Annotated in this window: 27 protein-coding genes; 15 read left to right on the top strand and 12 right to left on the bottom strand. The window is 68.4% G+C overall.

What is annotated here, in order from left to right:
• Positions 1-26 precede the first annotated feature (26 nt).
• Positions 27-860: a thioesterase family protein gene (locus tag AC07O4_RS08955; protein WP_495304325.1), complete on the bottom strand. Its 834-nt coding sequence runs from the start codon at positions 858-860 to the stop codon at positions 27-29.
• A gap of 72 nt (positions 861-932) precedes the next feature.
• Here AC07O4_RS08955 and AC07O4_RS08950 point away from each other — a divergent pair, with 72 nt between their 5' ends.
• Positions 933-1,565: a TetR/AcrR family transcriptional regulator gene (locus tag AC07O4_RS08950; RefSeq protein ID WP_495304324.1), complete on the top strand. Its 633-nt coding sequence runs from the start codon at positions 933-935 to the stop codon at positions 1,563-1,565.
• 9 nt (positions 1,566-1,574) lie between these two features.
• Here the strand turns inward: AC07O4_RS08950 and AC07O4_RS08945 are convergent, their stop codons facing one another.
• The 3 genes from AC07O4_RS08945 to AC07O4_RS08935 form a co-directional block, all read right to left on the bottom strand.
• The gene (locus AC07O4_RS08945; protein ID WP_062480395.1) at positions 1,575-1,754 is read right to left on the bottom strand and encodes a hypothetical protein; all 180 of its coding nucleotides are present in this window, start codon (positions 1,752-1,754) and stop codon (positions 1,575-1,577) included.
• Positions 1,755-1,849: 95 nt separating this feature from the next.
• The gene (locus tag AC07O4_RS08940; protein WP_495304323.1) at positions 1,850-2,731 is read right to left on the bottom strand and encodes an N-formylglutamate amidohydrolase; all 882 of its coding nucleotides are present in this window, start codon (positions 2,729-2,731) and stop codon (positions 1,850-1,852) included.
• Between the two features lie 12 nt (positions 2,732-2,743).
• Positions 2,744-3,706 carry a tripartite tricarboxylate transporter substrate binding protein BugE gene (locus AC07O4_RS08935; protein WP_062480391.1) on the bottom strand — a complete coding sequence of 321 codons (963 nt, stop codon included), beginning with the start codon at positions 3,704-3,706 and terminating at the stop codon, positions 2,744-2,746.
• A 109-nt stretch (positions 3,707-3,815) separates the two neighbouring features.
• On the opposite strand from AC07O4_RS08935, the gene AC07O4_RS08930 reads away from it, so the two are divergent.
• On the top strand, positions 3,816-4,751 hold the full coding sequence (locus AC07O4_RS08930; RefSeq protein ID WP_495304322.1) for a LysR substrate-binding domain-containing protein: 936 nt from the start codon (positions 3,816-3,818) through the stop codon (positions 4,749-4,751).
• Between the two features lie 4 nt (positions 4,752-4,755).
• Here AC07O4_RS08930 and AC07O4_RS08925 read toward each other — a convergent pair whose 3' ends face one another.
• Positions 4,756-5,736, bottom strand: a complete 981-nt coding sequence (locus tag AC07O4_RS08925) for a tripartite tricarboxylate transporter substrate binding protein (protein WP_495304321.1) — start codon at positions 5,734-5,736, stop codon at positions 4,756-4,758.
• 6 nt (positions 5,737-5,742) lie between these two features.
• A complete protein-coding gene (locus AC07O4_RS08920; RefSeq protein ID WP_307695268.1) occupies positions 5,743-8,712 on the bottom strand; it encodes a DNA topoisomerase III in 2,970 nt (989 codons plus the stop codon).
• An 84-nt stretch (positions 8,713-8,796) separates the two neighbouring features.
• Here AC07O4_RS08920 and AC07O4_RS08915 point away from each other — a divergent pair, with 84 nt between their 5' ends.
• The 3 genes from AC07O4_RS08915 to AC07O4_RS08905 are packed head-to-tail and all read left to right on the top strand — an operon-like array spanning position 8,797 to position 10,552.
• Positions 8,797-9,525 carry an SET domain-containing protein gene (locus AC07O4_RS08915; protein WP_492687074.1) on the top strand — a complete coding sequence of 243 codons (729 nt, stop codon included), beginning with the start codon at positions 8,797-8,799 and terminating at the stop codon, positions 9,523-9,525.
• Between the two features lie 2 nt (positions 9,526-9,527).
• The gene (locus AC07O4_RS08910) at positions 9,528-10,343 is read left to right on the top strand and encodes a biotin--[acetyl-CoA-carboxylase] ligase (RefSeq protein ID WP_492737545.1); all 816 of its coding nucleotides are present in this window, start codon (positions 9,528-9,530) and stop codon (positions 10,341-10,343) included.
• 8 nt (positions 10,344-10,351) lie between these two features.
• Positions 10,352-10,552: a sporulation protein gene (locus AC07O4_RS08905; protein WP_095948345.1), complete on the top strand. Its 201-nt coding sequence runs from the start codon at positions 10,352-10,354 to the stop codon at positions 10,550-10,552.
• Between the two features lie 5 nt (positions 10,553-10,557).
• Here AC07O4_RS08905 and AC07O4_RS08900 read toward each other — a convergent pair whose 3' ends face one another.
• On the bottom strand, positions 10,558-11,283 hold the full coding sequence (locus tag AC07O4_RS08900) for a HEAT repeat domain-containing protein (RefSeq protein WP_495304320.1): 726 nt from the start codon (positions 11,281-11,283) through the stop codon (positions 10,558-10,560).
• Positions 11,280-12,722, bottom strand: a complete 1,443-nt coding sequence (locus AC07O4_RS08895; RefSeq protein WP_495304319.1) for a sensor histidine kinase — start codon at positions 12,720-12,722, stop codon at positions 11,280-11,282. The genes AC07O4_RS08900 and AC07O4_RS08895 overlap by 4 nt, the downstream gene beginning before the upstream one ends.
• 142 nt (positions 12,723-12,864) lie before the next feature.
• On the opposite strand from AC07O4_RS08895, the gene AC07O4_RS08890 reads away from it, so the two are divergent.
• Positions 12,865-13,830, top strand: coding sequence for a hypothetical protein (locus AC07O4_RS08890; protein ID WP_487847660.1), 966 nt, complete (start codon positions 12,865-12,867; stop codon positions 13,828-13,830).
• A gap of 26 nt (positions 13,831-13,856) precedes the next feature.
• Here the strand turns inward: AC07O4_RS08890 and AC07O4_RS08885 are convergent, their stop codons facing one another.
• Together AC07O4_RS08885 and AC07O4_RS08880 are read right to left on the bottom strand one after the other, a co-directional pair.
• The gene (locus AC07O4_RS08885; protein ID WP_056575150.1) at positions 13,857-14,531 is read right to left on the bottom strand and encodes a response regulator transcription factor; all 675 of its coding nucleotides are present in this window, start codon (positions 14,529-14,531) and stop codon (positions 13,857-13,859) included.
• A 62-nt stretch (positions 14,532-14,593) separates the two neighbouring features.
• Positions 14,594-15,079 (bottom strand): MarR family winged helix-turn-helix transcriptional regulator, encoded by a 486-nt coding sequence (locus tag AC07O4_RS08880; protein ID WP_495304318.1) that lies wholly within the window; start codon positions 15,077-15,079, stop codon positions 14,594-14,596.
• Positions 15,080-15,225: 146 nt separating this feature from the next.
• Here AC07O4_RS08880 and recA point away from each other — a divergent pair, with 146 nt between their 5' ends.
• From recA to AC07O4_RS08865, 3 genes are read left to right on the top strand one after another with little or no spacing between them, the layout of a single operon-like run.
• The gene (gene recA / locus AC07O4_RS08875; protein WP_062482792.1) at positions 15,226-16,335 is read left to right on the top strand and encodes a recombinase RecA; all 1,110 of its coding nucleotides are present in this window, start codon (positions 15,226-15,228) and stop codon (positions 16,333-16,335) included.
• A 56-nt stretch (positions 16,336-16,391) separates the two neighbouring features.
• Positions 16,392-16,865, top strand: a complete 474-nt coding sequence (gene recX, locus AC07O4_RS08870) for a recombination regulator RecX (RefSeq protein WP_095950433.1) — start codon at positions 16,392-16,394, stop codon at positions 16,863-16,865.
• Positions 16,834-17,277 (top strand): polyketide cyclase, encoded by a 444-nt coding sequence (locus AC07O4_RS08865; RefSeq protein ID WP_095950434.1) that lies wholly within the window; start codon positions 16,834-16,836, stop codon positions 17,275-17,277. Before recX ends, AC07O4_RS08865 begins: the two co-directional genes overlap by 32 nt.
• A 12-nt stretch (positions 17,278-17,289) precedes the next feature.
• Here the strand turns inward: AC07O4_RS08865 and yiaA are convergent, their stop codons facing one another.
• Positions 17,290-17,730, bottom strand: coding sequence for an inner membrane protein YiaA (yiaA, locus tag AC07O4_RS08860; protein WP_062482786.1), 441 nt, complete (start codon positions 17,728-17,730; stop codon positions 17,290-17,292).
• Between the two features lie 114 nt (positions 17,731-17,844).
• Here yiaA and AC07O4_RS08855 point away from each other — a divergent pair, with 114 nt between their 5' ends.
• From AC07O4_RS08855 to scpC, 3 genes are all read left to right on the top strand, one after another.
• Entirely contained in the window at positions 17,845-18,567 is a 723-nt protein-coding gene (locus AC07O4_RS08855; RefSeq protein WP_495304317.1) for a hypothetical protein, read from the top strand.
• A 133-nt stretch (positions 18,568-18,700) separates the two neighbouring features.
• Positions 18,701-19,651 (top strand): bestrophin family protein, encoded by a 951-nt coding sequence (locus AC07O4_RS08850; RefSeq protein ID WP_495304316.1) that lies wholly within the window; start codon positions 18,701-18,703, stop codon positions 19,649-19,651.
• Between the two features lie 68 nt (positions 19,652-19,719).
• Positions 19,720-21,219 carry a succinyl-CoA:acetate CoA-transferase ScpC gene (scpC, locus tag AC07O4_RS08845; RefSeq protein ID WP_495304315.1) on the top strand — a complete coding sequence of 500 codons (1,500 nt, stop codon included), beginning with the start codon at positions 19,720-19,722 and terminating at the stop codon, positions 21,217-21,219.
• 63 nt (positions 21,220-21,282) lie between these two features.
• Here scpC and argC read toward each other — a convergent pair whose 3' ends face one another.
• The gene (gene argC, locus AC07O4_RS08840) at positions 21,283-22,206 is read right to left on the bottom strand and encodes an N-acetyl-gamma-glutamyl-phosphate reductase (protein WP_495304314.1); all 924 of its coding nucleotides are present in this window, start codon (positions 22,204-22,206) and stop codon (positions 21,283-21,285) included.
• A 207-nt stretch (positions 22,207-22,413) separates the two neighbouring features.
• On the opposite strand from argC, the gene sucC reads away from it, so the two are divergent.
• The 3 genes from sucC to AC07O4_RS08825 all read left to right on the top strand — a co-directional run bounded on the left by sucC (position 22,414) and on the right by AC07O4_RS08825 (position 25,284).
• The gene (sucC, locus tag AC07O4_RS08835; RefSeq protein WP_062475330.1) at positions 22,414-23,580 is read left to right on the top strand and encodes an ADP-forming succinate--CoA ligase subunit beta; all 1,167 of its coding nucleotides are present in this window, start codon (positions 22,414-22,416) and stop codon (positions 23,578-23,580) included.
• A gap of 10 nt (positions 23,581-23,590) precedes the next feature.
• Positions 23,591-24,484: a succinate--CoA ligase subunit alpha gene (gene sucD, locus AC07O4_RS08830; protein ID WP_056575184.1), complete on the top strand. Its 894-nt coding sequence runs from the start codon at positions 23,591-23,593 to the stop codon at positions 24,482-24,484.
• A gap of 116 nt (positions 24,485-24,600) precedes the next feature.
• On the top strand, positions 24,601-25,284 hold the full coding sequence (locus AC07O4_RS08825) for a TerC family protein (RefSeq protein WP_492687065.1): 684 nt from the start codon (positions 24,601-24,603) through the stop codon (positions 25,282-25,284).
• Positions 25,285-25,295: the final 11 nt, after the last annotated feature.

The following is a 25,295-nucleotide window of genomic DNA, read 5'->3' as shown; positions in this document are numbered from 1 at the left end:
CGTGAATCGGTGAAAGAAGGGCGTGTTCAGGCGGCGGCGCGTTCGCGCACCACCAGCGTCTGGGTCGCGAGGCCGATGAGGCCGCGCGTGTCGTACAGGTGGGACACGGTGAGGCCCGCGCCGCCGGCGTGCATCTCGGTGCTGGCGCGCAGGCCGATCCACTCGCCCTCGGGCACGCGGAACAGGTTCAGGCTGAGGTCGGCGTTCGAGAACAGGAAGTCGGCGGGCGACAGCACCCAGCTCAGGCCGTTGCCGAAGTCGGCCGCCGCCGCCGCGCGCATCGCGGGCGAGGTGGCCACGCCGCGCACCAGCGGCACCGCCAGCCGGAACCACGCGGCGCCCGCGCCGGGCTGCGCGATGTCGCCCTGCGCCAGGCGCGATTCGACGGCGGTCTGGTGGAACGAGAGGCCGTCGGGCAGGCCGGGAATGCGCAGGCGCTCGGTGCAGTCCTCGGGCAGCGGGCGCAGTTCACGCGGCGCGTCGCCCGCGGGCAGGTTCGCCGGCAAGGTCAGCGGCGATGTCTTCAGCAGCAGCGCGTGCGCGCGGGCCACCACCGTGTCGCCCGCGAGCAGGTCGATGCCCACGCGCACCGTGGCGCGCGAGGCCTGCGACTGCGTGCGCGTGGTCAGCGGCGCCACCGGCACCGGCTTCACCAGCTCCAGCGTGAGCCGCGCCAGCTGCCAGCCGGGGCCGGGCGCCGCGCGTTCGGCGATGTGCGCGAGCAGCGCGGCGGGTGCGCCGCCGTGCTGCGCGCGCGGGTCCCACGGGCCGCGCGAGAGCGCGTCGGGCAGCCACGCATCGCCCTCGCCGGTGTAGACGGCGGGGGGCGTTGTCTCGGGGGCGCGGTCGGGCGAGGTCATTGCAGAATGCCTTTCGATGGGATCAAAAATTCTAGGAACAACCCGCCCGCGAGGTGTTCGGGTTCGGCGGCCATGACCCGCGCCCGCGCACCCGCTGCCACCCCGAGGAGGAAGCCGCGCCAGTCCCGCGCGCGCCACACCTCGCAGGCGCTGCAGGAAGCCTTTGTTCGGCTTTTGGTCGAGAAGGGCTACGCCGCCATCACGATCCGCGAGATCGTGGCCGTGGCGGGCACGGGCCTGGGCAGCTTCTACGAGTACTTCGAGAACAAGGAGGACCTGGCGCGCGTGTGCCTGCACCTGCGTTCCAAGGCGCTGCTGCTGGACATGCGCGCGGTTGTGGCCACGAATGAAGGCCGACCATGGCGCGAGATCGTCGACGCGGTGATCGATGCGCAGCTCGAGGCGCACCGCACGCAGCCCGTGGCCTGGGGCGCGCACTACCTGCTGGAGCGCCACCTCTCCAGCCCCGAGGCCTACCGCAAGATGTACGACCGCTTCGTGGCCGAATGGGTGGGCGTGCTGGACGCGGCGGGCGACGTGGGGGCCGACGCCCCGCAGAAGAAGGAAGCGGCGCGCGTGTGCCAGACCATCATCTACGGGCTGGTCGCGCACACCCACATCGGCACGGGCGGGCGGCCCGACCTGCAGACGCTGTCACGCCAGTTGCGCGATGCGCTGCGGGGCTACCTGGCGACAGTCGCCTGAGGCTCTCGCTCAGCGCGACGACTTGTTCGTCGTGCCGCTGACGCCGGCGTCGATGGTGCCGAACACCGTCACGCCGCTGCCCGATGAAGACGTGGAGGAGGACGAAGACGGCGACGGCGCGGTGCCGGCGCAGCCCGAGACCAGCAGACCGGTCGCAAGGACGGCGAGGGCGGCAAGGATCGACTTCACGGCAGGACTCCAGAAAACTAAGGACGTCCCACTATAGGCCGGGGGCTCCGGCCGCCCTGTAACAAAGACACCAGCCGCCGCAGGGGCGGCGGTGTTCAGCCTGCCACGCGCGGGTCGGTCGCCAGCAGCATTTCGACCATCGAACGCAGGTCGGCCTGCAGCCGCGTGGCGCCGGCTTCGTCGAGCGCCAGCGTGGCCTCGTCCATGTAGAGCTTGCGGTTGATCTCGACCTGGATGCTGTGCCGGTTCGCCGCCGGGTTGCCGTGCCGGCGCACCAGCTCCACGCCCTTGTACGGGTGGTTGTAGTCCACGCTGTAGCCGCGTGCGCGCAGGTGTTCGCACAACTTGTGCGACAGCGCCGGGTCGGCCGTGCTGCCGTCGCGGTCGCCGATCACGAAGTCCGCGTGCGCCAGCCCCGGGAAGTCGGTGGCGTGGCTGCCCGCGATGGCCGGCATCGAGTGGCAGTTGATGTGGATGCTGTAGCCGTGCCGCGCATGCGCGTCGTCGATGGCCTGGGCCACCGCCGCGTGGTACGGGCGCCAGCACTGGTCGATGCGCTGGCGCACCTCGGTCACCGTGAGCGGCCGGTCGTAGATCGGCAGGCCCTCGTCGGTGAGCTTCCAGATCAGGCCCTTGCCCAGGCGCACCTTCGACAGCACGCGCGGGTCGGTCGACACCGGGTCGGTCCATGGACCGTCGAGCATCGTGGTGTCGACCTCGGTCATGTCGCGGTTGGCGTCGAGGTAGCTGCGCGGAAAGTGCGCCTCGATCCAGGCGGCGCCCATGTCGCTCGCGAAGGCGTAGAGCTTCTCGACGTGGGTGTCTTCGGCCCGGCGCAGCGTGGCGAGCTCGCACACGGGCCGGAAGTCCTCGGGGTAGACGGTGCCGCTGTGCGGGGAGTCCAGCACCAGCGGGGTGTGCCCGGCGACGCTCGTCACTTGGGCGCGGGTTTGAATCAGTTTCAGGACTGGATGCATAGGCGGTGTCGGTCAGTCCAATCGGATGCGCGCGAAGGCGGCCACCTTCTTCATCTTCTCGATCTCGCTCGCGATCTGCTTCGTGAACTCGGCCGGCGTGGTGCCCGAGGCGTACAGCCCCTGCAGCGCCAGGCGCTCGCGCACCGCGGGGTCCTTCAGCGCGGTGGCCACGGCCTGCTGCATGCGCAGCACCAGCTCGGGCGGCGTGCCGGCGGGCGCGATCATGCCGAACCACGAGGGGTCGTTGCTGGCCGCGTAGCCCAGTTCGCCATACGTCGGCACCTCGGGCAGCACGTCGAGGCGGCCGCTCCAGGACACGGCCAGCGCCTTCAGCTTGCCGGCCTTCACGTGCGGCAGCGACGAGGCCACCTGGTCGAAGTACACCGGCACCTGGCCCGCGAGCACGTCGTTGATGGCCGGGCCCGCACCGCGGTAGGGGATGTGCACCATCGAGGTTCCGGTGCTGCTCTTGAACAGCTCGCCCCACATGTGGCCGATGGTGCCGTTGCCCGGCGAGGCGTACGACACCTTGCCCGGGTTGGCCTTCAGGTACTTCACGAGTTCCGCGAAGCTGCCGACCGGCAGCACGGCCGGGTTGATGACGATCACGCCCGGCGCCTTCACCAGCTCGGTCACGGCGGCGAAGCCCTTGATCGGGTCGTAGGGCAGCTTCTGGTACACGGCCGGGTTCACGCCGTGCGTGGACAGCGTGGCCACGCCGAAGCTCAGGCCGTCGGGCGTGGCGCGCGCCAGCTCGGCCATGCCGATCGAGCCGCCCGCGCCGGCGCGGTTGTCGATCACCACGGGCTGCTGGAGGATCTTGGCCAGGGGCTCGGAGAGCACGCGGGCCGTGATGTCGGTGGCGCCACCGGGCGGGAAAGGCACGACCAGGCGGATCGGCTTGCCTTGGGCAAAAGATATTCCTGGGGCGAAAGAAACGGCAGCCAGGGTGGAGAGGAAATGACGACGTTGCATGAGGGTTCTTCCAATGGAACGATGAGTGAATGTGCAAAGCTGCAGCTCACCTGAAGCAAAGGATATACCCGATATCATTCCAATCTGGAATGACTTGATGGGCTCCCCCATGCCGCTGCGACGCCTCAACCCGCCCCTGAACCTGCTGCGCGCCTTCTCCACCGTGGTGCGCTTCGGCGGCGTCTCGCGCGCGGCCGAGGCGCTGCACCTCACGCAGGGTGCGGTCAGCAAGCAGGTGCAGGAGCTCGAGCGCTGGATCGGCGCGCCGCTGTTCGAGCGCAGCCGCAAGCGCCTGGCGCTCACGCCGGCCGGCGAGCGCTACGAAAAGGCGGTGCGTGCCCTGCTGGCGCAGCTGGAGGCGGCCACGCTGGAGCTCATCACCAGCGGCGACGGTGGCGGTGCGCTGCACCTGTCGACCCTGCCCACCTTCGGCGCCAAGTGGCTGATTCCGCGCCTGCCCGATTTCCAGCAGCGCCATCCGCAGATCACGCTGCATTTCGTGCCCTTCGTGCACGGCTACGACTTCGAGCGGCCCGAGCTCGACTGCGCCATCCTGTTCGGCGACGGCCACTGGCCCGGCGCGCGCTCGCACTACCTCGCGGGGCAGGACGTGGCGCTGATCGCGCCGCGCGCCGCGCAGGCCGAGGCCGCCATCCGCACGCCGCAGGACGTGGCGCGCTGCACCCTGCTGCGCCATGTGAGCGTGCCGCAGTCGTGGCTGCACTGGAGCGAGGCGCACGGCGTGCGCGGGCTCGACCCGCTGGCCGGCCTGCAGTTCGACCAGTTCCAGACCATGATCCGCGCCGTCATGGCCGGCATGGGCGTGGCGCTGGTGCCGCGCTGCCTGGTGCAGGACGAGATCACGTCGGGGCTGGTGGAAGAGCCGCTGCCCAACGGCGGCTACCGGGGCAGCGAGGGCTACTGGTTCTGCTACCCCGAAGGGCGCGGCCAGCTGGCCACGCTGGATCATTTCCGCAACTGGCTGCTGGCCGAGGTCGACCGCAGCGGGGAAGCGACGGCGCTGCCGCTGGCTGCGCCGCCCTGAGCTGCTACTCGGGCTTGGCGCCCGAAGCCTTCACCGCCGCACCCCAGAGCCCGATCTCGCTCGCCACGAAGCGGTCGAACTCGGCACCGGTCGTCGGCGCCGGCTCGGAGCCCCGGTCGCGGATGAAGCGCGCCATCTGCTCGCTCTTCAAGATGTCGGTCACTTCGTGGTTCAGCCGCGCCACGATCTCGGGCGGCGTGCCGCGCGGCGCCATCAGGCCGAGCCAGCCCACGGCCTCGAAGTTCTTGGTGCCCGCCACGCCGCTCTCGCGCACGGTGGGCACCTCGGGCAGTTGCGACGAGCGCGTGGCCGACGTCACCGCCAGCGCAACCGCCTTGCCCGACTTGATGTGCGGCAGCGCGGCCGTCACCGAGTCGACCATCAGCGGTACCTGGTTGCCCAGGAAATCCGCCTGCGCCGGCCCGCTGCCCCGGTACGGAATGTGCGTGATGAACACATGCGCCGCCGATTTGTACATTTCGCCCGACAGGTGCTGCGTGCCGCCGATGCCGGCGCTCGCGTAGCTCAGCTTGCCGGGCTCGGCCTTGGCGCGCGCCGTGAGCTCGGCCAGCGTGCGGATGCCGCTCTCGGGCGTGGCCAGGAACACCAGCGGCACCTTCGCGATCAGCGAGATGCCGACCAGGTCGCGGCGTGGGTCGAAGCCCGGCTTGGTGTAGAGCGTCTGGTTCACCGCCATCGCGCTGCCCGCCACCACCAGCGTGTAGCCGTCCGCCGGCGCGCGCACCACGAACTCGGTGCCGATGTTGCTGCCCGCGCCCGCCTTGTTGTCGACGATCACGGGCTGGCCCAGCCGCTTGCCGAGCTGTTCGGCGAGCGCGCGGGCAAAGATGTCGGTGGCCTGTCCGGGTGGGAAAGGCACGACCAGCTTGACGGGCTTGTCAGGCCACGCGGCGGCCTGGGCCAGGCCCGCGCCGCCCAGCAGCATCGCTGCACACAGGGCGGTGGCGAGGTGTCGGCGCTGCATGCGTCGTCAGGCCGCGTCGGGCGCCGAGAGGTGCTTGCCCACGATGCCCGCGAGTTCGAACATCGTCACCTGGTCCTTGCCGAACACCGGCTTGAGCTTGGCGTCGGCGTTGATCGCGCGCTTGTTGGTTGCGTCCTGCAGGCCGTTGGCCTTGATGTAGTCCCACAGCTTCTTGATGACCTCGGTGCGCGCCACCGGTTCGGCGCCGATCACCGCGGCCAGCGAGTCGCTGGGCTTGAGGCCCGCGCCCGGCTTGCGCGGCTTGGCTGCCTTCTTCTCGGCCGGTGCCTTCTTGGCGGCGGGCGTCTTCTTCGCCGCGACCTTCTTGGCCGCCGCGGTCTTGGCGGCCGGCTTGCCGAAGGTCTTGCGCGGCGGGAACTTGCTGCCGCCTTCGCGCGGTGCGAATTCGAAGGTCACCTTGCCTTCTTCGGCGTTCCACGTGAGGAAGGCCTTGAAGGCGCGGCGCGTGCGCATCGAGACGAACTTGTCGAGCAGGTCGGTCTTGCCGGTGGCGAGCAGCTTTTCCATCTGGTCGCGCTCGACGGGCTGCTGCAGGATGATCTTGCCGGTCTTGAAGGTGCAGCTGGGGGTCGGCTGCTCGTTCGTCGGCACCGACTTCTCGCAGACGTAGTTGCTGCCGTGATCGAACACCGGCGCGCCGCAGACCGGGCACGGGCCCACGGTGTCCTGCTGGCTGAAGTCGACGATCTCGCCGCTGTCTTCGTTCTTGTCGTCGCCGAAGTCGAACTCGAGCTTCCAGTTCTTCGCTTCTTCCCCGTCGTACTTGAGGATGATCTCGGCGGTGAAGGGCCAGCCCGCCTTGGAGCGGAAGCCCTCGAGCGGGCCGATGTGCTTGTTGGCCAGCAGCTGCTCGGCCTCGGCCACCTCGAAGGTGCGCCCCGCCGGCGACTTGCCGAACGAGAAGCCGCAGGCGTCCTCGCCCGTGCCGCTCTTGCCGGTGCAGCCGTAGCGGCGGTAGTTTTCCTTCACCACGCCGCCGCAGTTCGGGCAGGGCGTGGCGAGCGTGGCGTAGTCGCCCGGCACGGTGTCGCGGTCGTACTCCTTGGCCTTCTTGACGATGTGTTCCGTCATCTCGGCGATCTCGCGCATGAAGGCGTCGCGGCTCAGCGCGCCCTTCTCCATCTGCGCGAGCTTGTATTCCCACTCGCCCGTGAGTTCGGCCTTGGACAGTTCTTCCACGCCCAGGCCGCGCAGCAGCGTCATGAGCTGGAAGGCCTTGGCGGTCGGGATGAGTTCGCGGCCTTCGCGCAGCATGTACTTCTCGGCGATCAGCCCTTCGATGGTGGCCGCGCGCGTGGCTGGCGTGCCCAGGCCCTTCTCCTGCATGGCCTCGCGCAGCTCGTCATCGTCGATCGTCTTGCCGGCGCCTTCCATGGCGCCCAGCAGCGTGGCTTCCGAATAGCGTGCGGGCGGGCGCGTCTTCAGGCCCTTGAGGTCGGCCGACTCGTTCTGCACGATCTCGCCCGGCTTCACCGGCACGAGGCGCTTGCCGTCCTTGTCGTCTTCCTTCTCGTCGTCCTGGGCTTCCTTGCCGTAGATGGCGAGCCAGCCCGGCTTGACCAGCACCTTGCCGTCGGTGCGGAAGGGGTACTTCTTGCCGCCCTGCTCCACCGTGCTGATGCGCGTAGTCACCTGGTGCTCGGCGCTCGGGAAGAACACCGACAGGAAGCGGCGCACCACGAAGTCATACAGCTTCTGCTCGGCCTCGCTCAGGCCGCTCGGGGCCTGCAGCGTCGGGATGATAGCGAAGTGATCCGACACCTTGGCGTTGTCGAAGATGCGCTTGTTCGGCTTGACGTAGTTGCCGTCGACCGCCTGCTGCGCGAACGGCGCCAGGTGCTTCATGCCGCTGCCGGCGAGCATCTCCATGGTCTGCTTGACCACCGGCAGATAGTCTTCCGGCAGTGCGCGCGAATCGGTACGCGGGTAGGTCAGCGCCTTGTGGCGTTCGTACAGGCTCTGCGCGAGCGCGAGCGTGGTCTTGGCACTGAAGCCGAAGCGGCCGTTGGCCTCGCGCTGCAGCGAGGTCAGGTCGAACAGCGCGGGCGAGGCCTGCGTGGTGGGCTTGCTCTCTTCGGTGACGGTGGCGGGCTTGCCGCGCGAGGCGTCGGCGATGGCGCGGGCTTCCTGCTCGGACCACACGCGGTCGGCGCGCTGCTCGGCATCGGGTTCGCCGTTGGCCAGGAGCGGCGCGTTGGCCTTCTTCCAGTCGGGGTTGAACCACTTGCCGGGGTACTGGCCGGCCTCGGCCGCGAAGCTGCCGTGGATTTCCCAGTACTCGCGCGAGACGAACTTGCGGATCTGCTCCTCGCGCTCCACCACCACCGACAGCGTGGGCGTCTGCACGCGGCCCACGGTCGTGAGGAAGAAGCCGCCGTCGCGCGAATTGAAAGCGGTCATGGCGCGCGTGCCGTTGATGCCCACCAGCCAGTCGGCCTCGGAGCGCGAGCGCGCGGCGTCGGCCAGGCCCTGCATCTGCTTCTCGGTGCGCAGCGCGTCGAAGCCGTCGCGGATCGCCTGCGGCGTCATCGACTGCAGCCATAGCCGCTTCACCGGCTTGCCCAGCGGGCTCTTGCCGCCGGCGTACTGTTCGATGAGGCGGAAGATCAGCTCGCCCTCGCGGCCCGCGTCGCAGGCGTTGATGAGCTGCGTCACGTCCTTGCGCTTGGCCTGCTTGACCACGGCGTTCAGGCGCGTCTTGGTCTTGTCGACCGGCTTGAGGTCGAAGTGCGGCGGGATCACCGGCAGGTTGGCGAAGCTCCACTTGCCGCGCTTGACGTCGAATTCCTCCGGGGCCTGGATCTCGACCAGGTGGCCCACGGCGCTGGTCACGACGTAGGTGTCGTTCTCGAAATGCTCGTCATGTTTGTCGAACTTGCCGGCCACCGGCGTGAGGGCCCGGACGATGTCCTGGGCCACCGACGGCTTTTCTGCGATTACCAAAGTCTTTGTCATCTGAGGGCTCTCTATACTCTGCGGCTTCCGCGTGCGCACGCGCGCACACGCATGTGTGCATATTCAACCTAACAGACTTCGGCGATGCCTTCCAAATCCCCACTTTCCGCCGGCCGCGACAAGGAAGCCGTCCCCGTGACCGAGCCCGAGGCCCGGTCCGCCGCCACGCGCTCCGGTGGCCGGCGCATCCAGATGCGCCGCTCGGACGTCCACGGCAACGGCGTGTTCGCCCTGCAGGACCTGGCCGAAGGTGAAACGCTGATCGAATACAAGGGCGAGGTCATCAGCTGGAAAGAGGCGCTGCGCCGCCACCCGCACGACCCGACCCAGCCGAACCACACCTTCTACTTCCACATCGACGACGGCCGCGTGATCGACGGCAATGTGAAGGGCAACGACGCGCGCTGGATCAATCACTCGTGCGAGCCGAACTGCGAGGCCGACGAAGTCGATGGGCGCGTTTATATCAAGGCCCTGAGAAACATCGCCGCCGGCGAGGAACTGAACTACGACTACGGCCTGATCATCGACGAGCCGTACACCGAGAAGCTGCTGTCCGAGTTCCCGTGCTGGTGTGGTTCCGAGATGTGCCGCGGCACGCTGCTGACGCCCAAGGACGAGGACGAAGAAAAAGACAAGAAGAAAAAGAAGAAGGCCAAGAAAAAAGCCGAGAAGAAGAAGGCCGAGGCCAAGGAAGCGAAGAAGGCTGAAAAGAAAGCCGAGAAGAAAAAATCGGACAAGAAGGCCGACAAGAAAAAGGCCGACGGCAAGAAGAAGTCCAAGGGCGACGCCCCGGCCGCCGCCGGAGACTGACGATGGCCACGACGCCGGCCAGCGCCTGGTTCGAAGACCGGATCGCCGCGACGGTCGCGCCGCTGCTGCCCGGCTTCGCGGTCGAGGCCGTGGCCGAAATCGATTCCACCAACACCGAGCTGATGCGCCGCGCGCGCGCCGGCCGCACCGACCCCGTGCTGCTCGTGGCCGAGCGCCAGACGGCCGGGCGCGGTCGCCTCGGCCGCCCGTGGCAGAGCGCGCAGCAGCCCGAGGCGCCCGCCTCCCTCACCTTTTCGCTCGGCATGCCGCTGGCGCCGGCCGACTGGTCGGGCCTGTCGCTGGCCGTGGGCGTGAGCGTGGCCGAAAGCCTCGACCCGACGGGCGCGCACCAGGTCGGCCTGAAGTGGCCCAACGACATCTGGGTGAACGACCGCAAGCTGGTCGGCATCCTCATCGAAACGGCGATGCCGCAGACGGCGCGGCCCGATGCCGCGCGCTACCTCGTGGTGGGCATCGGCATCAACATCGGCCCGCGCGAGGGCGACGGCATGCGCACGCCGCCGGCCTGGCTGCGCCAGTGGCAGCCCGACGCGTCCGCGCCCGAGGTGCTGCTGTCGCTGGCCGAGCCGCTGGTGCGCAGCGTGCTCGCCTTCGAGGCCCACGGCTTCGCGCCCTTTGCCGAACGCTTCGCGGCGCGCGATGTGCTGCGCGGGCGCGAGGTGACGCTCAGCGACGGCACCGCCGGCCTGTGCGAAGGCGTGGCCTGGGGCGGCGAACTGCAGGTGCGCACCGACGCCGGCCTGCAACTGATCTCGAGCGACGAGGTGAGCGTGCGCCCGCGCGGCATGTCTTTCTGAGCGAGGGCATGAAGCTGCGCCTGGTCCTCATCGCCCTGCTCGCCGCCAACGCGGGCTACTGGCTGTGGACGCGCGGCGACCTGGCCGGCTTCGGGCTCGCGCCCGCGGCGCTCGACGAGCGCGAGCCGCAGCGCATGGCGCGGCAGATCCACCCCGAGTGGGTGCAGATCCGCAAAGACGCCAAGCCTTCGGGCACGCCCGCGCCCTGAGCGGATCAGGCCGCAGCAGCGCGCGCGAACATGCGCCGCGCCTTGGCCAATGCGGCCTGCAGCTTTTCTTCGGACGGCGGTTCGTGCGAGCTGGAGCTCAGGCCGAACTTCTTGCCCGCGATTTCCTGCACCGCGACCAGGATGCCGCCCAGCACGGCCGGATCGGTCTCGGTGTCGAGCGCCTGGCGCAAGGGCTCGAGCGCCTTGGGCGCAGCGCTGCGGCGGTTGAACACGATCTGCATCAGCGCGCTCGCGGCCCATCGGCGGTTTGCGGCGACGGCGTCGTGCGCGAGCAGCGGCACGACCTTGGCGATGTCGGTCGTGCCGCCGAGCCAGCCGATCACCCACAGCCCCTTGCAGCGCAGCTCGTCGTTCGGCGACGCGAGCGCGGCGCGCGCGAGGGCCGCGGTCTCTTTCAGGCGCCGGCCCTTGCGGTACTTGAAGCCGCCGAGCAGCTGCAGCACCGTGGCCTGCATCGCAGGGTCGGGCTCGCGGTCGAACTGCGCGAGCAGGTGGTCTTCGGCTTCGTCGCCGCGCTCGCCGAACTTGCGGCAGAGCCAGTCGTAGAGCTCGCTGTCCATGCCGGTGTCGTGCAGCAGCGTGTAGTGGAAGGCGAGCGCTTCGGGCGATTGCAACTCGAGCAGATCGGCGCCGAAGTCGAACATGTCGGACACGTCGGTGTCGATGCGGATTTCCAGGAAGCGTTGGCGCAGCGTGTCGAGCGGATTCATTCGGACGGGGCCTCCTCGAAGCGCACGGTGAAGAGCGCGCCCGGCGGGTGCTTGCCGGGGTGCGCGTCTTCGAGCTTGACCCGCGCGCGGTGCTGGTTGGCGATCTCGCGCACGATCGGCAGGCCCAGCCCGGAGCCGTCGGCCTCGTTGCCGAGCACGCGGTAGAAGGGCTCGAACACCAGCTCGCGGTCGGCCTCGGCGATGCCGGGGCCGTTGTCTTCCACCTGCACCAGCTGCACGTGGCCGAAGGGGTCGGCCAGCACGCGCGCCGTGACCACGCCGGGGCGCTCGGGCGTCGAGGGCGTGTAGTTGAGCGCGTTGTCGACCAGGTTGCGCACCAGCTCCTTGAGCAGCGTCGGGTTGCCGTCGACCATCACGCCGGGCGCGCCGGCCTGGACGCCGTCGTAACCGAGGTCGATGCGCTTTTCGATGGCGCGCGGCACGGCCTCGCGCACCACCTCGATGGTCAGCCGCGCGAGGTCGCAGGGCTGGCAGTGCGTCATGGCGCTGGTGCCCTCGGCGCGCGCCAGCGACAGCAACTGGTTCACGGTGTGGGTGGCGCGCACGCTGGCGCGGCCGATCTGCTTGAGCGACTGCTTGAGCTCGTCGGCGTTGGCGCCCTCGCGCTGCGCCAGGTCGGCCTGCATGCGCAGGCCTGCGAGCGGCGTCTTGAGCTGGTGGGCGGCGTCGGCCAGGAAGCGCTTCTGCGTGAAGATGGAGTCGTTGAGCTTGTCGAGCAGCTCGTTCACCGACGACACCAGCGGCACCACCTCGAGCGGCACCGAGGATTCGTCGAGCGGGCTCAGGTCGCCCGGGCGGCGCTCGCGGATGCGCGCCTCGACCACCGACAGCGGCTTGATGCCGCGCACCAGCGCCAGCCAGATCAGCAGCACCGCCAGCGGCAGGATCGCGAACTGCGGCAGCAGCACGCCCTTGATGATCTCGGTGGCGAGCACCGCCTGCTTCTCGCGCGTCTCGGCCAGCTGCAGCAGCGACGGCGGCACCTCTTCGCTGCCGCTGGGAATCCACAGCGAGGCCACGCGCACCGGCTGGCCGTGCACCGTGCTGTTGTGCAGCAGGACCACGTTGGTGCCGGGCGGGTCGTCCACGTTGGGCTGCGGCAGGTCGCGCTCGCCGTGCAGCAGCGTGCCGTGGCCGTCGAGCAGCTGGTAGTAGATGTGGCCCGCGTCGTCGGCACGCAGGATCTCGCGCGCCGACTGCGACAGCACGAACTGCGTCTGCCCCTGCTTCACCGTGACCAGCTCGGCCAGCACCTTCACGTTGTGCTCCAGCGCGCGGTCGAAGGGCGCGTTGGCGATGCCCTGCGCCACCAGCCAGGTCACGCCGATGCTCACCGGCACGAGCAGCAGCAGCGGCGTGAGCATCCAGTCGAGGATCTCGCCGAACAGGGAGCGCTGGGCGCGCTGGAAGAGCTTCAAGGGAGTTCCTGGCAAGACGAAAGAACGCGGGCGAGCGTGAACTAGTACTGCGATTCGCAGGTGTGACGTTTCATTGACAAGGTGTGACTGGTTGTAGCCTTGACGTGCAGTTTCTGCAATTCAAAAACATCAGGGAGAAATCATGAAGCAAAAGACCGTGGGCGGCTGCCCCAAGCCGCTCTGGATGGCCGCGACCGTGTTGGCCGCCAGCGTGGGTGTCACCGCATGCGGCGGTGGAGGTGGTGGAGGCGGCGGTGGCATGCCGATGCTGCCGATCGCACCGGTTCCGGCGCCCGCCCCTGCGCCCTCCCCAGCCCCGGCGCCCGCGCCCGCACCGGCCGAGAACCGTGCCGCTGTGCCGGGCTCCGAGCCGTCGCCCTCGCTGAGTGCGCCGCAGCCCGGCTCCACCGCCGCGGTGGGCAACGACAGCGAAGGCATCTACGCGGGCGTGCGAGGCATTGCCTTCGTCGGCACCAACGGTTCGTTGGCAGGCAGCTTCCTCGGGGGCACGATGTGGGGTTCGCTGAAGGTCACGGGGCTCGACTGGTCGTTCAACCCGGACACCGAGTTGTATGTTCCGCCCAACGCATATCCGGTGACGGGCTCGGGCACCTTCACGCCGAAGAAGTCGGTGGATGGCACCTACGCCTACGACAACCGCAGGCCGTCCGATGTCGGCCCGCTGGCCTACACGATCGAGAACGCGCTGGCGGTGTCGCAGGCGAGCATGACCGGCACGTGGTCCAACACCGACAGCAGCCCGAGCCTGGGCGTGACGGTGCAGGTCGATGGCCAGGGCGTGTTCACTGGCAGCACGAGCGGCGTGCAGATCGGCCAGTGCACGCTCTCGGGCACTGTCGCCCTGGCGCAGCCCGGCTCGGCCAAGAACATGTACAGCCTCACGCTGAAGGCCGTGAATGCCGCCACGGCCAGCACCAACGACTGCAAGCTCACCCCCGCCGCCACCGGCAGCTATGCCGGGCCAGCCATCATCGGGCTGGTACCGGCGGGCGTGTACGACAGCAATGGCTACTTCCGCAGCCTCATGTTCCTGATCCGTTCGAACACCGGCGCCACGCTGCTCGTCAATCTGCGCAAGCAGCCCTGACGGCATTTCGCGCGGGCGGGGCACGCTCAACCGGGAATCTTCTCGAGGCAGTAGCCCAGCCCGCGCACCGTCGCGATGCGCACCGGTCCCTTCTCGATCTTCTTGCGCAGGCGGTGGATGTAGACCTCGATGGCGTTGATGCTCACCTCTTCGCCCCACTCGCACAGCCGGTCCACCAGCTGGTCCTTGCTGACCAGCCGGCCGGCGCGCTGCAGCAACACCTCGAGCAGGCCGAGTTCGCGCGCCGACAGCTCGATCATCTTGCCGTCGATGGTCGCCACCCGGCCGGCCTGGTCGTAGACCAGCGGGCCGTGGCGGATCGCGTTGCTGGTGGCGCCCATGCCGCGTCGCGTGAGGGCGCGCACGCGCGCCTCGAGTTCCTGCAGGCTGAAGGGCTTGGCCATGTAGTCGTCGGCGCCGTGGTCCAGGCCCTTGACGCGCTCTTCCACGCTGTCGGCCGCCGTGAGCACCAGCACCGGCAGCTGCGAGCCGCGCGCGCGCAGGCGCTTGAGGATCTCGATGCCGTGCAGGCTGGGCAGCCCGAGGTCGAGGATCAGCAGGTCGAACTCGCTGTGGGTCATGAGCGCGGTGTCGGCCTGCGAGCCGTTGGCCACGTGATCGACCGCCGCGCCCGAGGTGCGCAGGCTGCGCAGCAGGGCATCGGCCAGCACCTGGTCGTCTTCGGCAATCAGTATTCGCATGAGCCACCTCCGGCGGATTCAGGCGCCATGCCGGCGCAGTTCACATTTGTCTCAGCGCGAGTCTAGCCCGCTGTATAGGCTTCGAGTCCGATGGTTACCACGGTGGCGATCTCGTCGCCCACGCTGGCGCGGAACTCGCGCTCGGTCTGTGTCACGGCGCGGCGGAAGGCGTCCAGCCAGGCCAGCCCGTCGGCCGTGAACAGCACGCGCCGCGCGCGCGCATCGAGCAGATCGGGCCCGCGCGTGACCAGCCCCCAGGCCTCGCACTGGTCGACCAGCGTGCCCATGGCCTGCTTGGTCATGCCGGCGCGCTCGGCCAGTTCGGTCAGGCGCGAGCCCTCGCGCGCCAGGTGCCGCGTGATGTGGATGTGCGCCGCGCTCACCTGCGCGCGCGCCGCCAGGTTGGACAGCGCCAGCGGCACGTCGATGTCGTGCGCCATGAGCGCCAGCACACGCTCGTCGAAGCGGCGCATCGCATGGCCCAGCAGGCGGCCCAGGTGGGTCTGGCGCCAGGCGTCGGGATCAGTGGGAAAGGCGGGGTCGGCCATGGCCTCAGATGGTAAGGCAAACTGACTTTAAAGTGGGTTTGCGAAACGCCATGAGCCCCTACACTACTGTTCAAGCATCCAGCCTGTGGTTAAAAGCAGATGGATGAACCCCGACACAAACCGTTGATATTCAAGGAGATTTCCACATGGACGCAGTCGTCAAGGGCGCAAGCATCTCGGTCGCCAACAGTGAAAAGGCCAAGGCCCTGCAGGCCGCGCTGGCCCAGATCGAAAAGCAGTTCGGCAAGGGCACGATCATGCGCCTGGGCGAAGGCGAGGCGCTCGAAGACATCCAGGTGGTGTCCACCGGCTCGCTGGGCCTGGACATCGCGCTGGGCGTCGGCGGCCTGCCCCGTGGCCGCGTCGTTGAAATCTACGGCCCGGAATCCTCGGGCAAGACCACGCTCACGCTGCAGGTGATCGCCTCCATGCAGAAGCAGGCCGGCACCTGCGCCTTCGTCGACGCCGAGCACGCGCTCGACGTGCAGTACGCCCAGAAGCTCGGCGTGAACCTGTCCGACCTGCTGATCAGCCAGCCGGACACCGGCGAGCAGGCGCTCGAGATCGTCGATTCGCTGGTGCGCTCGGGCGCCGTCGACCTGATCGTGGTCGACTCGGTCGCCGCGCTCACGCCCAAGGCCGAAATCGAAGGCGAAATGGGCGACTCGCTGCCCGGCCTGCAGGCCCGCCTGATGAGCCAGGCGCTGCGCAAGCTCACCGCCACGATCAAGAAGACCAACTGCATGGTCATCTTCATCAACCAGATCCGCATGAAGATCGGCGTGATGTTCGGCTCGCCCGAAACCACCACCGGCGGCAACGCGCTGAAGTTCTACGCCTCGGTGCGCCTGGACATCCGCCGCATCGGCACCATCAAGAAGGGCGACGAAGCCATCGGCAACGAAACCAAGGTGAAGGTGGTGAAGAACAAGGTCAGCCCGCCGTTCAAGACGGCCGAGTTCGACATCCTGTTCGGCGAAGGCATCAGCCGCGAGGGCGAGATCATCGACATGGGCGTGAACGCCAAGATCATCGACAAGTCGGGCGCCTGGTACGCCTACAACGGCGAGAAGATCGGCCAGGGCCGTGACAACGCCCGCGAATTCCTGCGCGAGAACCCCGACCTGTCGCGCGAAATCGAGAACAAGGTGCGCGAATCGCTGGGCATTCCGCTGCTCGCGGCCGATGCCGGCAGCGAACCCGAGAAGGCCGAGAAGCCCGCCAAGGCCTCGAAGGCTGACAAGGCGGCAGAGTAAGTTCGACGGGGCGGCCTTCGCGTGTTGCGTGGGCCGTCTGAGCGACCCACCCCCGAATGGCCTTCAGCGCCCCCTCCCTCAAAGGCCGCGCCCTGCGCCTTCTGAGCCAGCGCGAGCATTCGCGCGCGGAGCTGGAGCGCAAGCTGGCCAGGCACGAGGAAGAGCCCGGCACGCTGGCGAAGGCGCTCGACGAGCTGGCCGCCAAGGACTTCATCAGCGAGCCGCGCGTCGTCGCCTCGGTGCTGCACCAGCGTGCCGCTCGCTCGGGCGCGCTGCGCGTGAAGCAGGAACTGCAGGCCAAGGGCATCGCGCCCGAAGCCATCGCGCAGGCGGTGGCCGGCTTGCAGGAGACCGAAGTCGAGCGCGCCACGGCCCTGTGGCGCCGCCGCTTCGACGCGCCACCCGCCGATGCGAAGGAGCGCGCGAAACAGATGCGATTCCTGATGGCGCGCGGTTTCTCGGGCGCCGTCGTGTCCAAGGTGCTCAGGAGCGACTTCGATGACACAAGCGACGACCCCAACGGCGAATGAAGGCGACGCGGCCCTGTCCCGCGTCATCACGCAGCGCGTGCAGTGCGAATGGCGCGACGCCTACGCGCTCGCGTCCGACCCGAAGCGGCTGCCCGACTGGGCCAGCGGCCTCGCGAAGAGCGCGCTGGTGCCGCACGGCGACCACTGGATCGTGCGCACGCCCGAAAGCGGCGAGGCCCGCATGCGCTTTGCGCCGCCCAACGACCTGGGCGTGCTCGACCACTGGGTGGCGCCCGAAGGCGTGCCCGAGGTCTACCTGCCGTTTCGCGTGATCGGCGTGGCGCCTGGCGTGTGCGAGCTGCAGTTCACGCTGCTGCGCCAGCCGCACATGGACGATGCGGCCTTTGCACGCGATGCCGGATGGATCGCGCGCGACCTGCAGGCCCTGCGCCGCCTGCTCGAGGCGGGCTGAGCCCGGCCTGGTTTACTCGGTGGCCGTGACGTCGTCGGCCAGCGGGTTCTCGGCCTTGTACGCGGCGATGTCGCGCACGTTCTTCTGCACCGCCACCGCGCCGAACAGGCTCAGCAGGAAGGCCATGGCGTAGAAGCCCTTCTCGCTCGCGGCCAGCGAGGCGTTGAACAGGCCCACGGCCAGCAGGCCCACCGACAGCAGCAGCGAGACCCAGCACAGGCCGAAGTAGATGCCGGTGACCGAGATGCCCTCGAGCCGGTCGCGCACCGTCTTTTGCAGCGACACGGCCGAGAACAGACCGTACATGAGGATGGTGAAGTAGTAGCCCTTCTCGTTGAGCTGCATCGCGGCATTCCACAGCCCGAGCAGGTACACGATGGCGCCGATGATCAGCGCGGCCCAGGATGCGGCGACGAATGCGCCGGTCGGTTTCTGAAACTTGACGGTTCCCATGACGATCCTCCTCGTTGTTGTGTGGCGCGATTATGGTGCGGGAAGGCGGTGGCATGATCGCCAGCGACCGGCCTCGCAGGAGGCGGCTTTCCAGAAAAACCGGAGGAACCCTTCATGTCGTCGCCACCCGCCCACCCGCAATCTCTCGTTCGCACCGGCGCCAAGGCCGGCTTCGCCTTCGCCGGCTCGGCCATCAAGGGCGCGCTGATCGGCCTGTTCCTCGGCGGCGGGGTGTTTTTCTACTACCTGAGCCAGCTGCAGGGCCCGGGCATCCCGGCGGCGCGCGCCGGTGGCGCGGGCGCCATCCTGGCGCTGATCATGTCGCCGCCGCTGCTGGTGGCCGTGCTGCTGTCGCTGTTCGTCGGCGTGTACTTCCTGCTCGGCGTGCAGCGGGGCCGCGCCCGCGCGATGCAGCACCTGGTCGCGGCGCGCGGCGAGGCCGTGTCGCAGCGGCTGGGCGACGCGATCGCGGGCCGCATCGAAGCCATGCCGCGCACCCACGGCGGCCTGCAGCGCGTGGCCGACTGGCTCTCACCCGACGCCCTGTGCCAGCAGCTCGCGCCGGTGCTCGGCGAAGGCCGGGCCGTGCGCGCGGTGGTCGGCTTCGTGCTGGGCCGCCTGCCCCTGAGCGACATGCTGGCCGAGTGGCAGCAGGAGCGTGCCGCGCACGGCGCGACGACGCCCGCAACGGGCGAAGACCCCGCGTTGCGCGCCCTGCTCACGCGCCGCATCCACGAGGTGCTGCAGGAGATGTCGACGCCCTCGCGCAAGCTCTTCTACATCGCGCTGGTGGCGCAGGCCGTCCTGCTGGGCGTGGGGCTGTGGCTCGTGCGCTGAGCCCGACCGTCTTCGTTGGTCTTGAGGCGTGCAGCTGCTGCGGCGCTGACGCCTCGGCGACAATCAGCGCCCGCGCGGGCCTTGCGGTGTGCGCGGCCTCCATGCCTGCCTGTCTCCCCTGCCCCCCGCTTTCATGATCGTCCGGAAACGCCCGTCCGGGCTCAAGCTGTTTCTGTCCTGGCGGGGCTCCGTCCTGCCGCGCATCGCTGCGGCGCTCACGCTCAACGTGATCGTGGCCATCGTCGTCACGGTGCTGCATGGGCGCTTCGGCTCCATCAAGATCCCGCTGGGCACCGTGCCCTTCGCGCTGCTCGGCTTGCCGCTGGCGATCTTCCTGGGCTTTCGCAACACCGCGGCCTACGACCGCTTCTGGGAAGCGCGCAAGCTCTGGGGCGAAGTGATCCTGCGTTCGCGCAACCTGGCGCGCCAGTGCCAGAGCCTCATCGACGGCGATGCGCCGGTGAACGCCGGCGCCGACACCGTCCGCCGCCTGGACGACCTGCGCGTGCGCATGACCCTGCGCGCCGCGGCGTTTGCCCATGCGCTGCGCCACCAACTGCGCGGCACCGATGCCGCCAGCGACACCAAGCCTTTCCTGCGCGACGCGGAGTGGCAGGGCCTGACGCAGGTCGCCAACCGGCCGCATGCGCTGCTGATGCACATGGGCGCCGACCTGCGCGAAGCGCTGCGCGCGCGGCGCATCGACCCGGCGCTGGCGGCGGGTGTCGACGGCACGCTGTCGGCGCTGAGTGCCGCAGCCGCATCGTGCGAGCGCATCCTCAGCACGCCCATTCCCTTTTCGTACACGCTGCTGCTGCACCGCACGGCGTACCTGTACTGCTACCTGCTGCCCTTCGGGCTGGTGGACTCGGTCGGGTTCATGACGCCGGTGGTGGTGCTGATCGTGGCCTACACCTTCTTCGGCCTGGACGCGCTCGGCGACGAGATCGAGGAGCCCTTCGGCACCGAGTCGAACGACCTGCCGCTCGAGGCCCTGTGCCGCACGCTCGAGATCGACCTGTGCCAGTCGGTGGGCGCCCCGGCGCCGGCGCCGCTGGTGCCGGTCGACTACTTCCTGCGCTGACACCCGCCGCGCGCGCGGTGCCGGCTTTTCTTTTTCCTGCCTGACGAAAGAAAGACGTTTTGTCCCCCATGCCGCACGAAGACCGCATCCGCCTGCCCGCCCTGCGCAGCAGGATCACCACCGCCGAAGCCGCCGCCGAATGGATCCGCGACGGCATGGTGGTCGGCATGAGCGGGTTCACGCGCGCCGGCGACGCCAAGGCCGTGCCGCTGGCCCTCGCGGCCCGCGCGCGCCGCGCGCCGATGAAGATCACGCTGATGACCGGCGCCTCGCTCGGCGGCGACGTGGACCGCCAGCTGACCGAGGCCGGCGCCATCAGCCGGCGCATGCCGTTCCAGGTCGATACCGTGCTGCGCCAGGCGATCAACCGCGGCGAGGTGATGTTCATCGACCACCACCTGTCGGAAACCGTCGAGATGCTGCGCACGCGGCAGATCCCGCCGATCGACATCGCGATCATCGAGGCGGTGGCCATCACCGAGACCGGCGCGCTGGTGCCGAGCACCTCGATCGGCAACAGCGCGAGCTTCGCGATCCTGGCCGACAAGGTGATCGTCGAGATCAACACCTCGCAGTCGACCGCGCTCGAAGGGCTGCACGACATCTTCATTCCCAAGCACCGCCCGCAGCGCGAGCCGATGCCGCTGGTGGCGCCGCACGACCGCATCGGCACCAGCGCCATCGAGATCCCGCCCGAGAAGATCCTGGGCATCGTGATCACCGACAAGGCCGACAGCACCTCCACCGTGCTGCAGGCCGATGCCGAGACCGCGGCCACCGCGGCGCACCTGGTGGCCTTCTTCGAGCGCGAGGTGGCGCAGGGCCGGCTCACCGAGCGGCTGCTGCCGCTGCAGGCGGGCATCGGCACGGTGGCCAACGCGGTGATGTCGGGGCTGGGCGCGGGGCCGTTCGAGCACCTCACGATGTATTCAGAGGTGCTGCAGGACTCGACCTTCGACCTGTTCGACGCCGGCAAGCTGGACTTCGCCTCGGGTTCGTCGATCACGCTGTCGCCTGCAAAGGCGCGGCAGGTGTTCGGCGACCTCGAGCGCTACAAGGACCGGCTGGTGCTGCGGCCGCAGGAGGTGAGCAACCACCCGGAGATCATCCGGCGGCTGGGCATCATCGCGCTGAACACGGCGCTGGAGGCCGACATCTACGGCAACGTCAATTCGACGCACGTGCTGGGCACGCACATGATGAACGGCATCGGCGGCTCGGGCGACTTCGCGCGCAACGCCTACCTGTCGATCTTCGCGACCAAGTCGGTCGCCAAGCAGGGCGCGGTGTCGAGCATCGTGCCGATGGTGTCGCACGTGGACCATGCGCCGCAGGACGTCGACATCCTGGTCACCGAAGTGGGCCTGGCCGACCTGCGCGGGCTGGCGCCGCGCGAGCGGGCGGCGGCGATCATCGCCAACTGCGCGGCCGAGCCGTACCGCGCGATGCTGCAGGACTACCACGCGCGCGCCGTGGCGACCTGCGGCGGCCACACGCCGCACCGGCTGGAAGAGGCGTTTTCGTGGCACGTGCGCTACCGCGACACGGGCACGATGCGGGTCGACTGAAAGCAAAAAAGGCCGGTCCTTGCGGGCCGGCCTTTCCTTCTTGTCAGCGCTTGAAGCGGGGGCTCAGAGCGCCAGCATCAGCTTGAGGTTCTGCACCGCGGCGCCGCTGGCGCCCTTGCCCAGGTTGTCCAGGCGCGCGATCACCACGGCGTGGCGGTGGTCCTCGTTCGGGAACACGCGGATCTCGAGCTGGTTGGTGTCGTTGAGCGCCAGCGCGTCGAGCTTGCCGTCGTCGGTCGGCGGGAGCACCTTCACGAACTGCTCGGGTGTGTTGCTCTTGGCATAGTGGGCGGCCAGGGCGTCCTGTAGGTCGCCGGCCTTCGGCTTGCCGGGCAGCAGGTCGAGGTGCAGCGGCAACTGCACCAGCATGCCCTGCTTGAAGTTGCCCACCGACGGAATGAAGACCGGGCGGCGCGTGAGGCCGGTGTAGGTCATGATTTCAGGGATGTGCTTGTGCTTCAGGCCGAGCGCGTAGGTCTCGAACAGCGGCGCCTTGCCGGCCTCGTAGTCCTCGATCATGGTCCGGCCGCCGCCCGAATAGCCGCTCACCGAAGGCAGCGACACCGGGAAATCGGCCGGCAGCAGGCCCGCGTCGACCAGCGGACGCACCATGGCGATGGCGCCCGTGGCGTAGCAGCCGGGGTTGCCGACGCGGTCGGCCTTGGCCACGGCCTGCCAATGGCCTTCGACGAGTTCGGGGAAGCCGAAGACCCAGCCCGGCGCGATGCGGTGGGCGGTCGAGGCGTCGATGATCTTGGGCTTCTTGCCCGGGAGCTGGTCGATCAGCGCGACCGACTCGCGCGCCGCATCGTCGTGCAGGCACAGCACCACGAGGTCGACGCCGGCCATCAGCTCGCGCTTGGCGGCCACGTCCTTGCGCAGCTCGGGCGCGATGCTCACGAGCTCGATCTGCGGCATCGTCTGCAGCCGCTCGCGAATTTGCAGGCCGGTGGTGCCGGCTTCGCCGTCGATGAAAACCTTGGCCATATCGGAGTATGCGTAGGGTGGCTAGAAGAAAGTACGTATTGACCGCAACCGCGCATCAAGTATTGGTGCGGCGCACCATGATACAGTCCGCGGTTGTTCGCCGCCCCCAGCCGTCAGGCTGCCGTCGCCCGCGAACAACAGAGCAGAAACAACAGTCTCACTCCCGATCTCCCGTTCTCAACCTCCTCCTTCCGAGAGACATCCCTCATGAAGATTCACGAGTACCAAGGCAAGGAAATCCTTGCCAAGTTCGGCGTGCCGGTGCCGCGCGGCATCCCGGCCTATACGGTTCAGGAGGCGGTCGAGGCCGCCCAGAAGCTTGGAGGCCCGGTCTGGGTCGTCAAGGCCCAGATCCACGCGGGTGGCCGCGGCAAGGGCGGCGGCGTCAAGGTCGCCAAGTCGATCGAAGACGTCAAGAAGCTGGCTGGCGAGATCCTCGGCATGCAGCTCAAGACCCACCAGACCGGCCCTGAAGGCCAGAAGGTGCGTCGCCTCTACATCGAAGACGGCGCCGACATCAACAAGGAATACTACATTTCGGCCGTGACCGACCGCGCCACCCAGAAGGTGGCGTTCATCGCTTCGAGCGAAGGCGGCATGGACATCGAGGAAGTGGCCCATTCCACCCCCGAGAAGATCATCACGGTCTACGCCGACCCCAAGGACGGCCTGACCGACGCGCAAGCCAAGGAAATCGCCGACGGCATCGGCATGCCGGCCGACTCGACCGCCCAGACGGTCGACATCCTGAAGAAGCTCTACACCTGCTACATGGAGACGGACGCCTCGCTGGTCGAGATCAACCCGCTCAACCGTGACAGCAAGGGCAACGTCGTCGCCCTGGACGCCAAGTTCAACTTCGACAGCAACGCGCTGTTCCGCCACCCCGAAATCGTGGCCCTGCGCGACCTGGACGAAGAAGACGCGGCCGAAGTCGAAGCCTCGAAGTTCGACCTCGCCTACATCTCGCTGGACGGCAACATCGGCTGCCTGGTGAACGGCGCCGGCCTGGCCATGGCCACCATGGACACCATCAAGCTGTTCGGCGGCGAGCCGGCCAACTTCCTGGACGTGGGCGGCGGTGCCACCCCCGAGAAGGTCACGGAAGCCTTCAAGATCATGCTGAAGAACAAGAACGTGGAAGCCATCCTCGTGAACATCTTCGGCGGCATCATGAAGTGCGACACCATCGCCACCGGCGTGATCGCAGCCTGCAAGGCCGTGAACCTGCAAGTGCCGCTGGTCGTGCGCATGAAGGGCACCAACGAAGTCGAAGGCAAGAAGCTGCTGGCCGAGTCGGGCCTGCCGATCATCAGCGCCGACACCATGGCGGACGCGGCCCAGAAGGTCGTGGCAGCAGTCAAGAAGGCCTAAGGAACAAGTCATGTCGATCTACATCAACAAAGACACCAAAGTCATCACGCAAGGCATCACCGGCAAGACCGGCCAGTTCCACACCGAGAAGTGCCAGGAATACGCGAACGGCAAGAACGCCTTTGTGGCGGGCGTGAACCCGAAGAAGGCCGGCGAGTCGATCTTCAACATCCCGATCTTCGGTTCGGTGAAGGAAGCCGCCACGCAGACCGGCGCCACCGTGTCGGTGATCTACGTGCCGCCGGCAGGCGCCGCGGCCGCCATCTGGGAAGCTGTCGAAGCCGACCTGGACATGGCGATCTGCATCACCGAAGGCATTCCGGTTCGCGACATGCTCGAAGTGCGCAACAAGATGAAGGCCAAGGAAGCGGCCGGCGGCAAGAAGACCCTGCTGTTGGGCCCGAACTGCCCCGGCCTGATCACGCCCGACGAGATCAAGATCGGCATCATGCCCGGCCACATCCACCGCAAGGGCCGCATCGGCGTGGTCTCGCGTTCGGGCACGCTGACGTACGAAGCCGTGGCTCAACTGACGGAAATCGGCCTGGGCCAATCGTCGGCAGTCGGCATCGGCGGCGACCCGATCAACGGCCTGAAGCACATCGACGTGATGAAGGCCTTCAATGATGACCCGGACACCGACGCCGTCATCATGATCGGCGAAATCGGCGGCCCCGACGAGGCTGACGCAGCCCGCTGGTGCAAGGACAACATGAAGAAGCCGGTCGTCGGCTTCATCGCCGGTGTCACCGCCCCTCCCGGCAAGCGCATGGGCCACGCCGGCGCGCTGATCTCGGGCGGTGCCGACACGGCCGAAGCCAAGCTCGCCATCATGGAAGAGTGCGGCTTCACCGTGACGCGCAACTTCTCGGAGCTGGCCAAGCTGCTCAAGGGCAAGCTGTAAAAAGCACACCCACCGCTGGCGGCATTCCCGCCGCTCGCATTACCACGCAGAAATGAAAAAGCGCCCGCATTGAGTTGCGGGCGCTTTTTTAACTACAACACAGTGGAATCAGAGACATGGAACTTCTTCAAAGCACGGACTTCTGGATCGGTCTGATCAAGATCGTCTGGATCAACATCATCCTCTCGGGCGACAACGCCGTCGTGATCGCCATGGCGGCGCGATCGCTGCCGCCCGCGCAACAGAAAAAGGCCGTGCTGTTCGGCTCGGGCGCGGCCGTCGTGCTGCGCATCGTGCTGACGGTGGTGGCGGCCAAGCTGTTGGCGCTGCCCTACCTGCAGATCATCGGCGGCGCCCTGCTGCTGTGGATCGGCCTGCAGCTGCTCAGCGAGGAAGACGAAGGCGACGGCGATTCCCAGGAGTACGGCAGCATGTTCGCGGCCGTGCGGACCATCCTGCTGGCCGACCTGGTGATGAGCCTGGACAACGTGATCGCCGTGGCGGCCGCCGCGCAAGGCAGCATGGTGCTGCTGGTGTTGGGTTTGGCCATCAGCATCCCCTTGGTGATTTTCGGCAGCACGCTCATGATCAAGCTCATGGAACGCTTCCCGATCATCGTCATGCTGGGTGCCGCGCTGATCGGCTGGGTCGGCGGCGAGACCATCGTGAGCGACGTGTCGCTGCACGAGGCGCTGGCGGCCAACCCCTGGATGCACTACGTGGGCGCGATCGCCGGCGCGGTGCTCGTCGTGGCCCTGGGCCGCTTCCTGCAACGGCGCGCACGCGCTGCTGCGCACTGATCCCTTCAAAA

This window comes from Variovorax sp. GW821-FHT09D04 (genome assembly GCF_059416405.1).
This window is presented reverse-complemented; position numbering and strand designations above follow the sequence as displayed.

Coding starts and splice junctions, on each gene's coding strand:
- AC07O4_RS08955 (WP_495304325.1), bottom strand. CDS start 860: ATGACCTCGCCCGACCGCGCCCCCGAGACAACGCCCCCCGCCGTCTAC.
- sucC (WP_062475330.1), top strand. CDS start 22,414: ATGAAGATTCACGAGTACCAAGGCAAGGAAATCCTTGCCAAGTTCGGC.
- AC07O4_RS08890 (WP_487847660.1), top strand. CDS start 12,865: ATGAAGCAAAAGACCGTGGGCGGCTGCCCCAAGCCGCTCTGGATGGCC.
- AC07O4_RS08915 (WP_492687074.1), top strand. CDS start 8,797: ATGCCTTCCAAATCCCCACTTTCCGCCGGCCGCGACAAGGAAGCCGTC.
- sucD (WP_056575184.1), top strand. CDS start 23,591: ATGTCGATCTACATCAACAAAGACACCAAAGTCATCACGCAAGGCATC.
- AC07O4_RS08825 (WP_492687065.1), top strand. CDS start 24,601: ATGGAACTTCTTCAAAGCACGGACTTCTGGATCGGTCTGATCAAGATC.
- AC07O4_RS08950 (WP_495304324.1), top strand. CDS start 933: ATGACCCGCGCCCGCGCACCCGCTGCCACCCCGAGGAGGAAGCCGCGC.
- AC07O4_RS08885 (WP_056575150.1), bottom strand. CDS start 14,531: ATGCGAATACTGATTGCCGAAGACGACCAGGTGCTGGCCGATGCCCTG.
- AC07O4_RS08855 (WP_495304317.1), top strand. CDS start 17,845: ATGTCGTCGCCACCCGCCCACCCGCAATCTCTCGTTCGCACCGGCGCC.
- recA (WP_062482792.1), top strand. CDS start 15,226: ATGGACGCAGTCGTCAAGGGCGCAAGCATCTCGGTCGCCAACAGTGAA.
- yiaA (WP_062482786.1), bottom strand. CDS start 17,730: ATGGGAACCGTCAAGTTTCAGAAACCGACCGGCGCATTCGTCGCCGCA.
- AC07O4_RS08940 (WP_495304323.1), bottom strand. CDS start 2,731: ATGCATCCAGTCCTGAAACTGATTCAAACCCGCGCCCAAGTGACGAGC.
- AC07O4_RS08900 (WP_495304320.1), bottom strand. CDS start 11,283: ATGAATCCGCTCGACACGCTGCGCCAACGCTTCCTGGAAATCCGCATC.
- scpC (WP_495304315.1), top strand. CDS start 19,720: ATGCCGCACGAAGACCGCATCCGCCTGCCCGCCCTGCGCAGCAGGATC.
- AC07O4_RS08850 (WP_495304316.1), top strand. CDS start 18,701: ATGATCGTCCGGAAACGCCCGTCCGGGCTCAAGCTGTTTCTGTCCTGG.
- AC07O4_RS08865 (WP_095950434.1), top strand. CDS start 16,834: ATGACACAAGCGACGACCCCAACGGCGAATGAAGGCGACGCGGCCCTG.
- AC07O4_RS08880 (WP_495304318.1), bottom strand. CDS start 15,079: ATGGCCGACCCCGCCTTTCCCACTGATCCCGACGCCTGGCGCCAGACC.
- AC07O4_RS08920 (WP_307695268.1), bottom strand. CDS start 8,712: ATGACAAAGACTTTGGTAATCGCAGAAAAGCCGTCGGTGGCCCAGGAC.
- AC07O4_RS08910 (WP_492737545.1), top strand. CDS start 9,528: ATGGCCACGACGCCGGCCAGCGCCTGGTTCGAAGACCGGATCGCCGCG.
- AC07O4_RS08925 (WP_495304321.1), bottom strand. CDS start 5,736: ATGCAGCGCCGACACCTCGCCACCGCCCTGTGTGCAGCGATGCTGCTG.
- argC (WP_495304314.1), bottom strand. CDS start 22,206: ATGGCCAAGGTTTTCATCGACGGCGAAGCCGGCACCACCGGCCTGCAA.
- AC07O4_RS08935 (WP_062480391.1), bottom strand. CDS start 3,706: ATGCAACGTCGTCATTTCCTCTCCACCCTGGCTGCCGTTTCTTTCGCC.
- AC07O4_RS08930 (WP_495304322.1), top strand. CDS start 3,816: ATGCCGCTGCGACGCCTCAACCCGCCCCTGAACCTGCTGCGCGCCTTC.
- recX (WP_095950433.1), top strand. CDS start 16,392: ATGGCCTTCAGCGCCCCCTCCCTCAAAGGCCGCGCCCTGCGCCTTCTG.
- AC07O4_RS08905 (WP_095948345.1), top strand. CDS start 10,352: ATGAAGCTGCGCCTGGTCCTCATCGCCCTGCTCGCCGCCAACGCGGGC.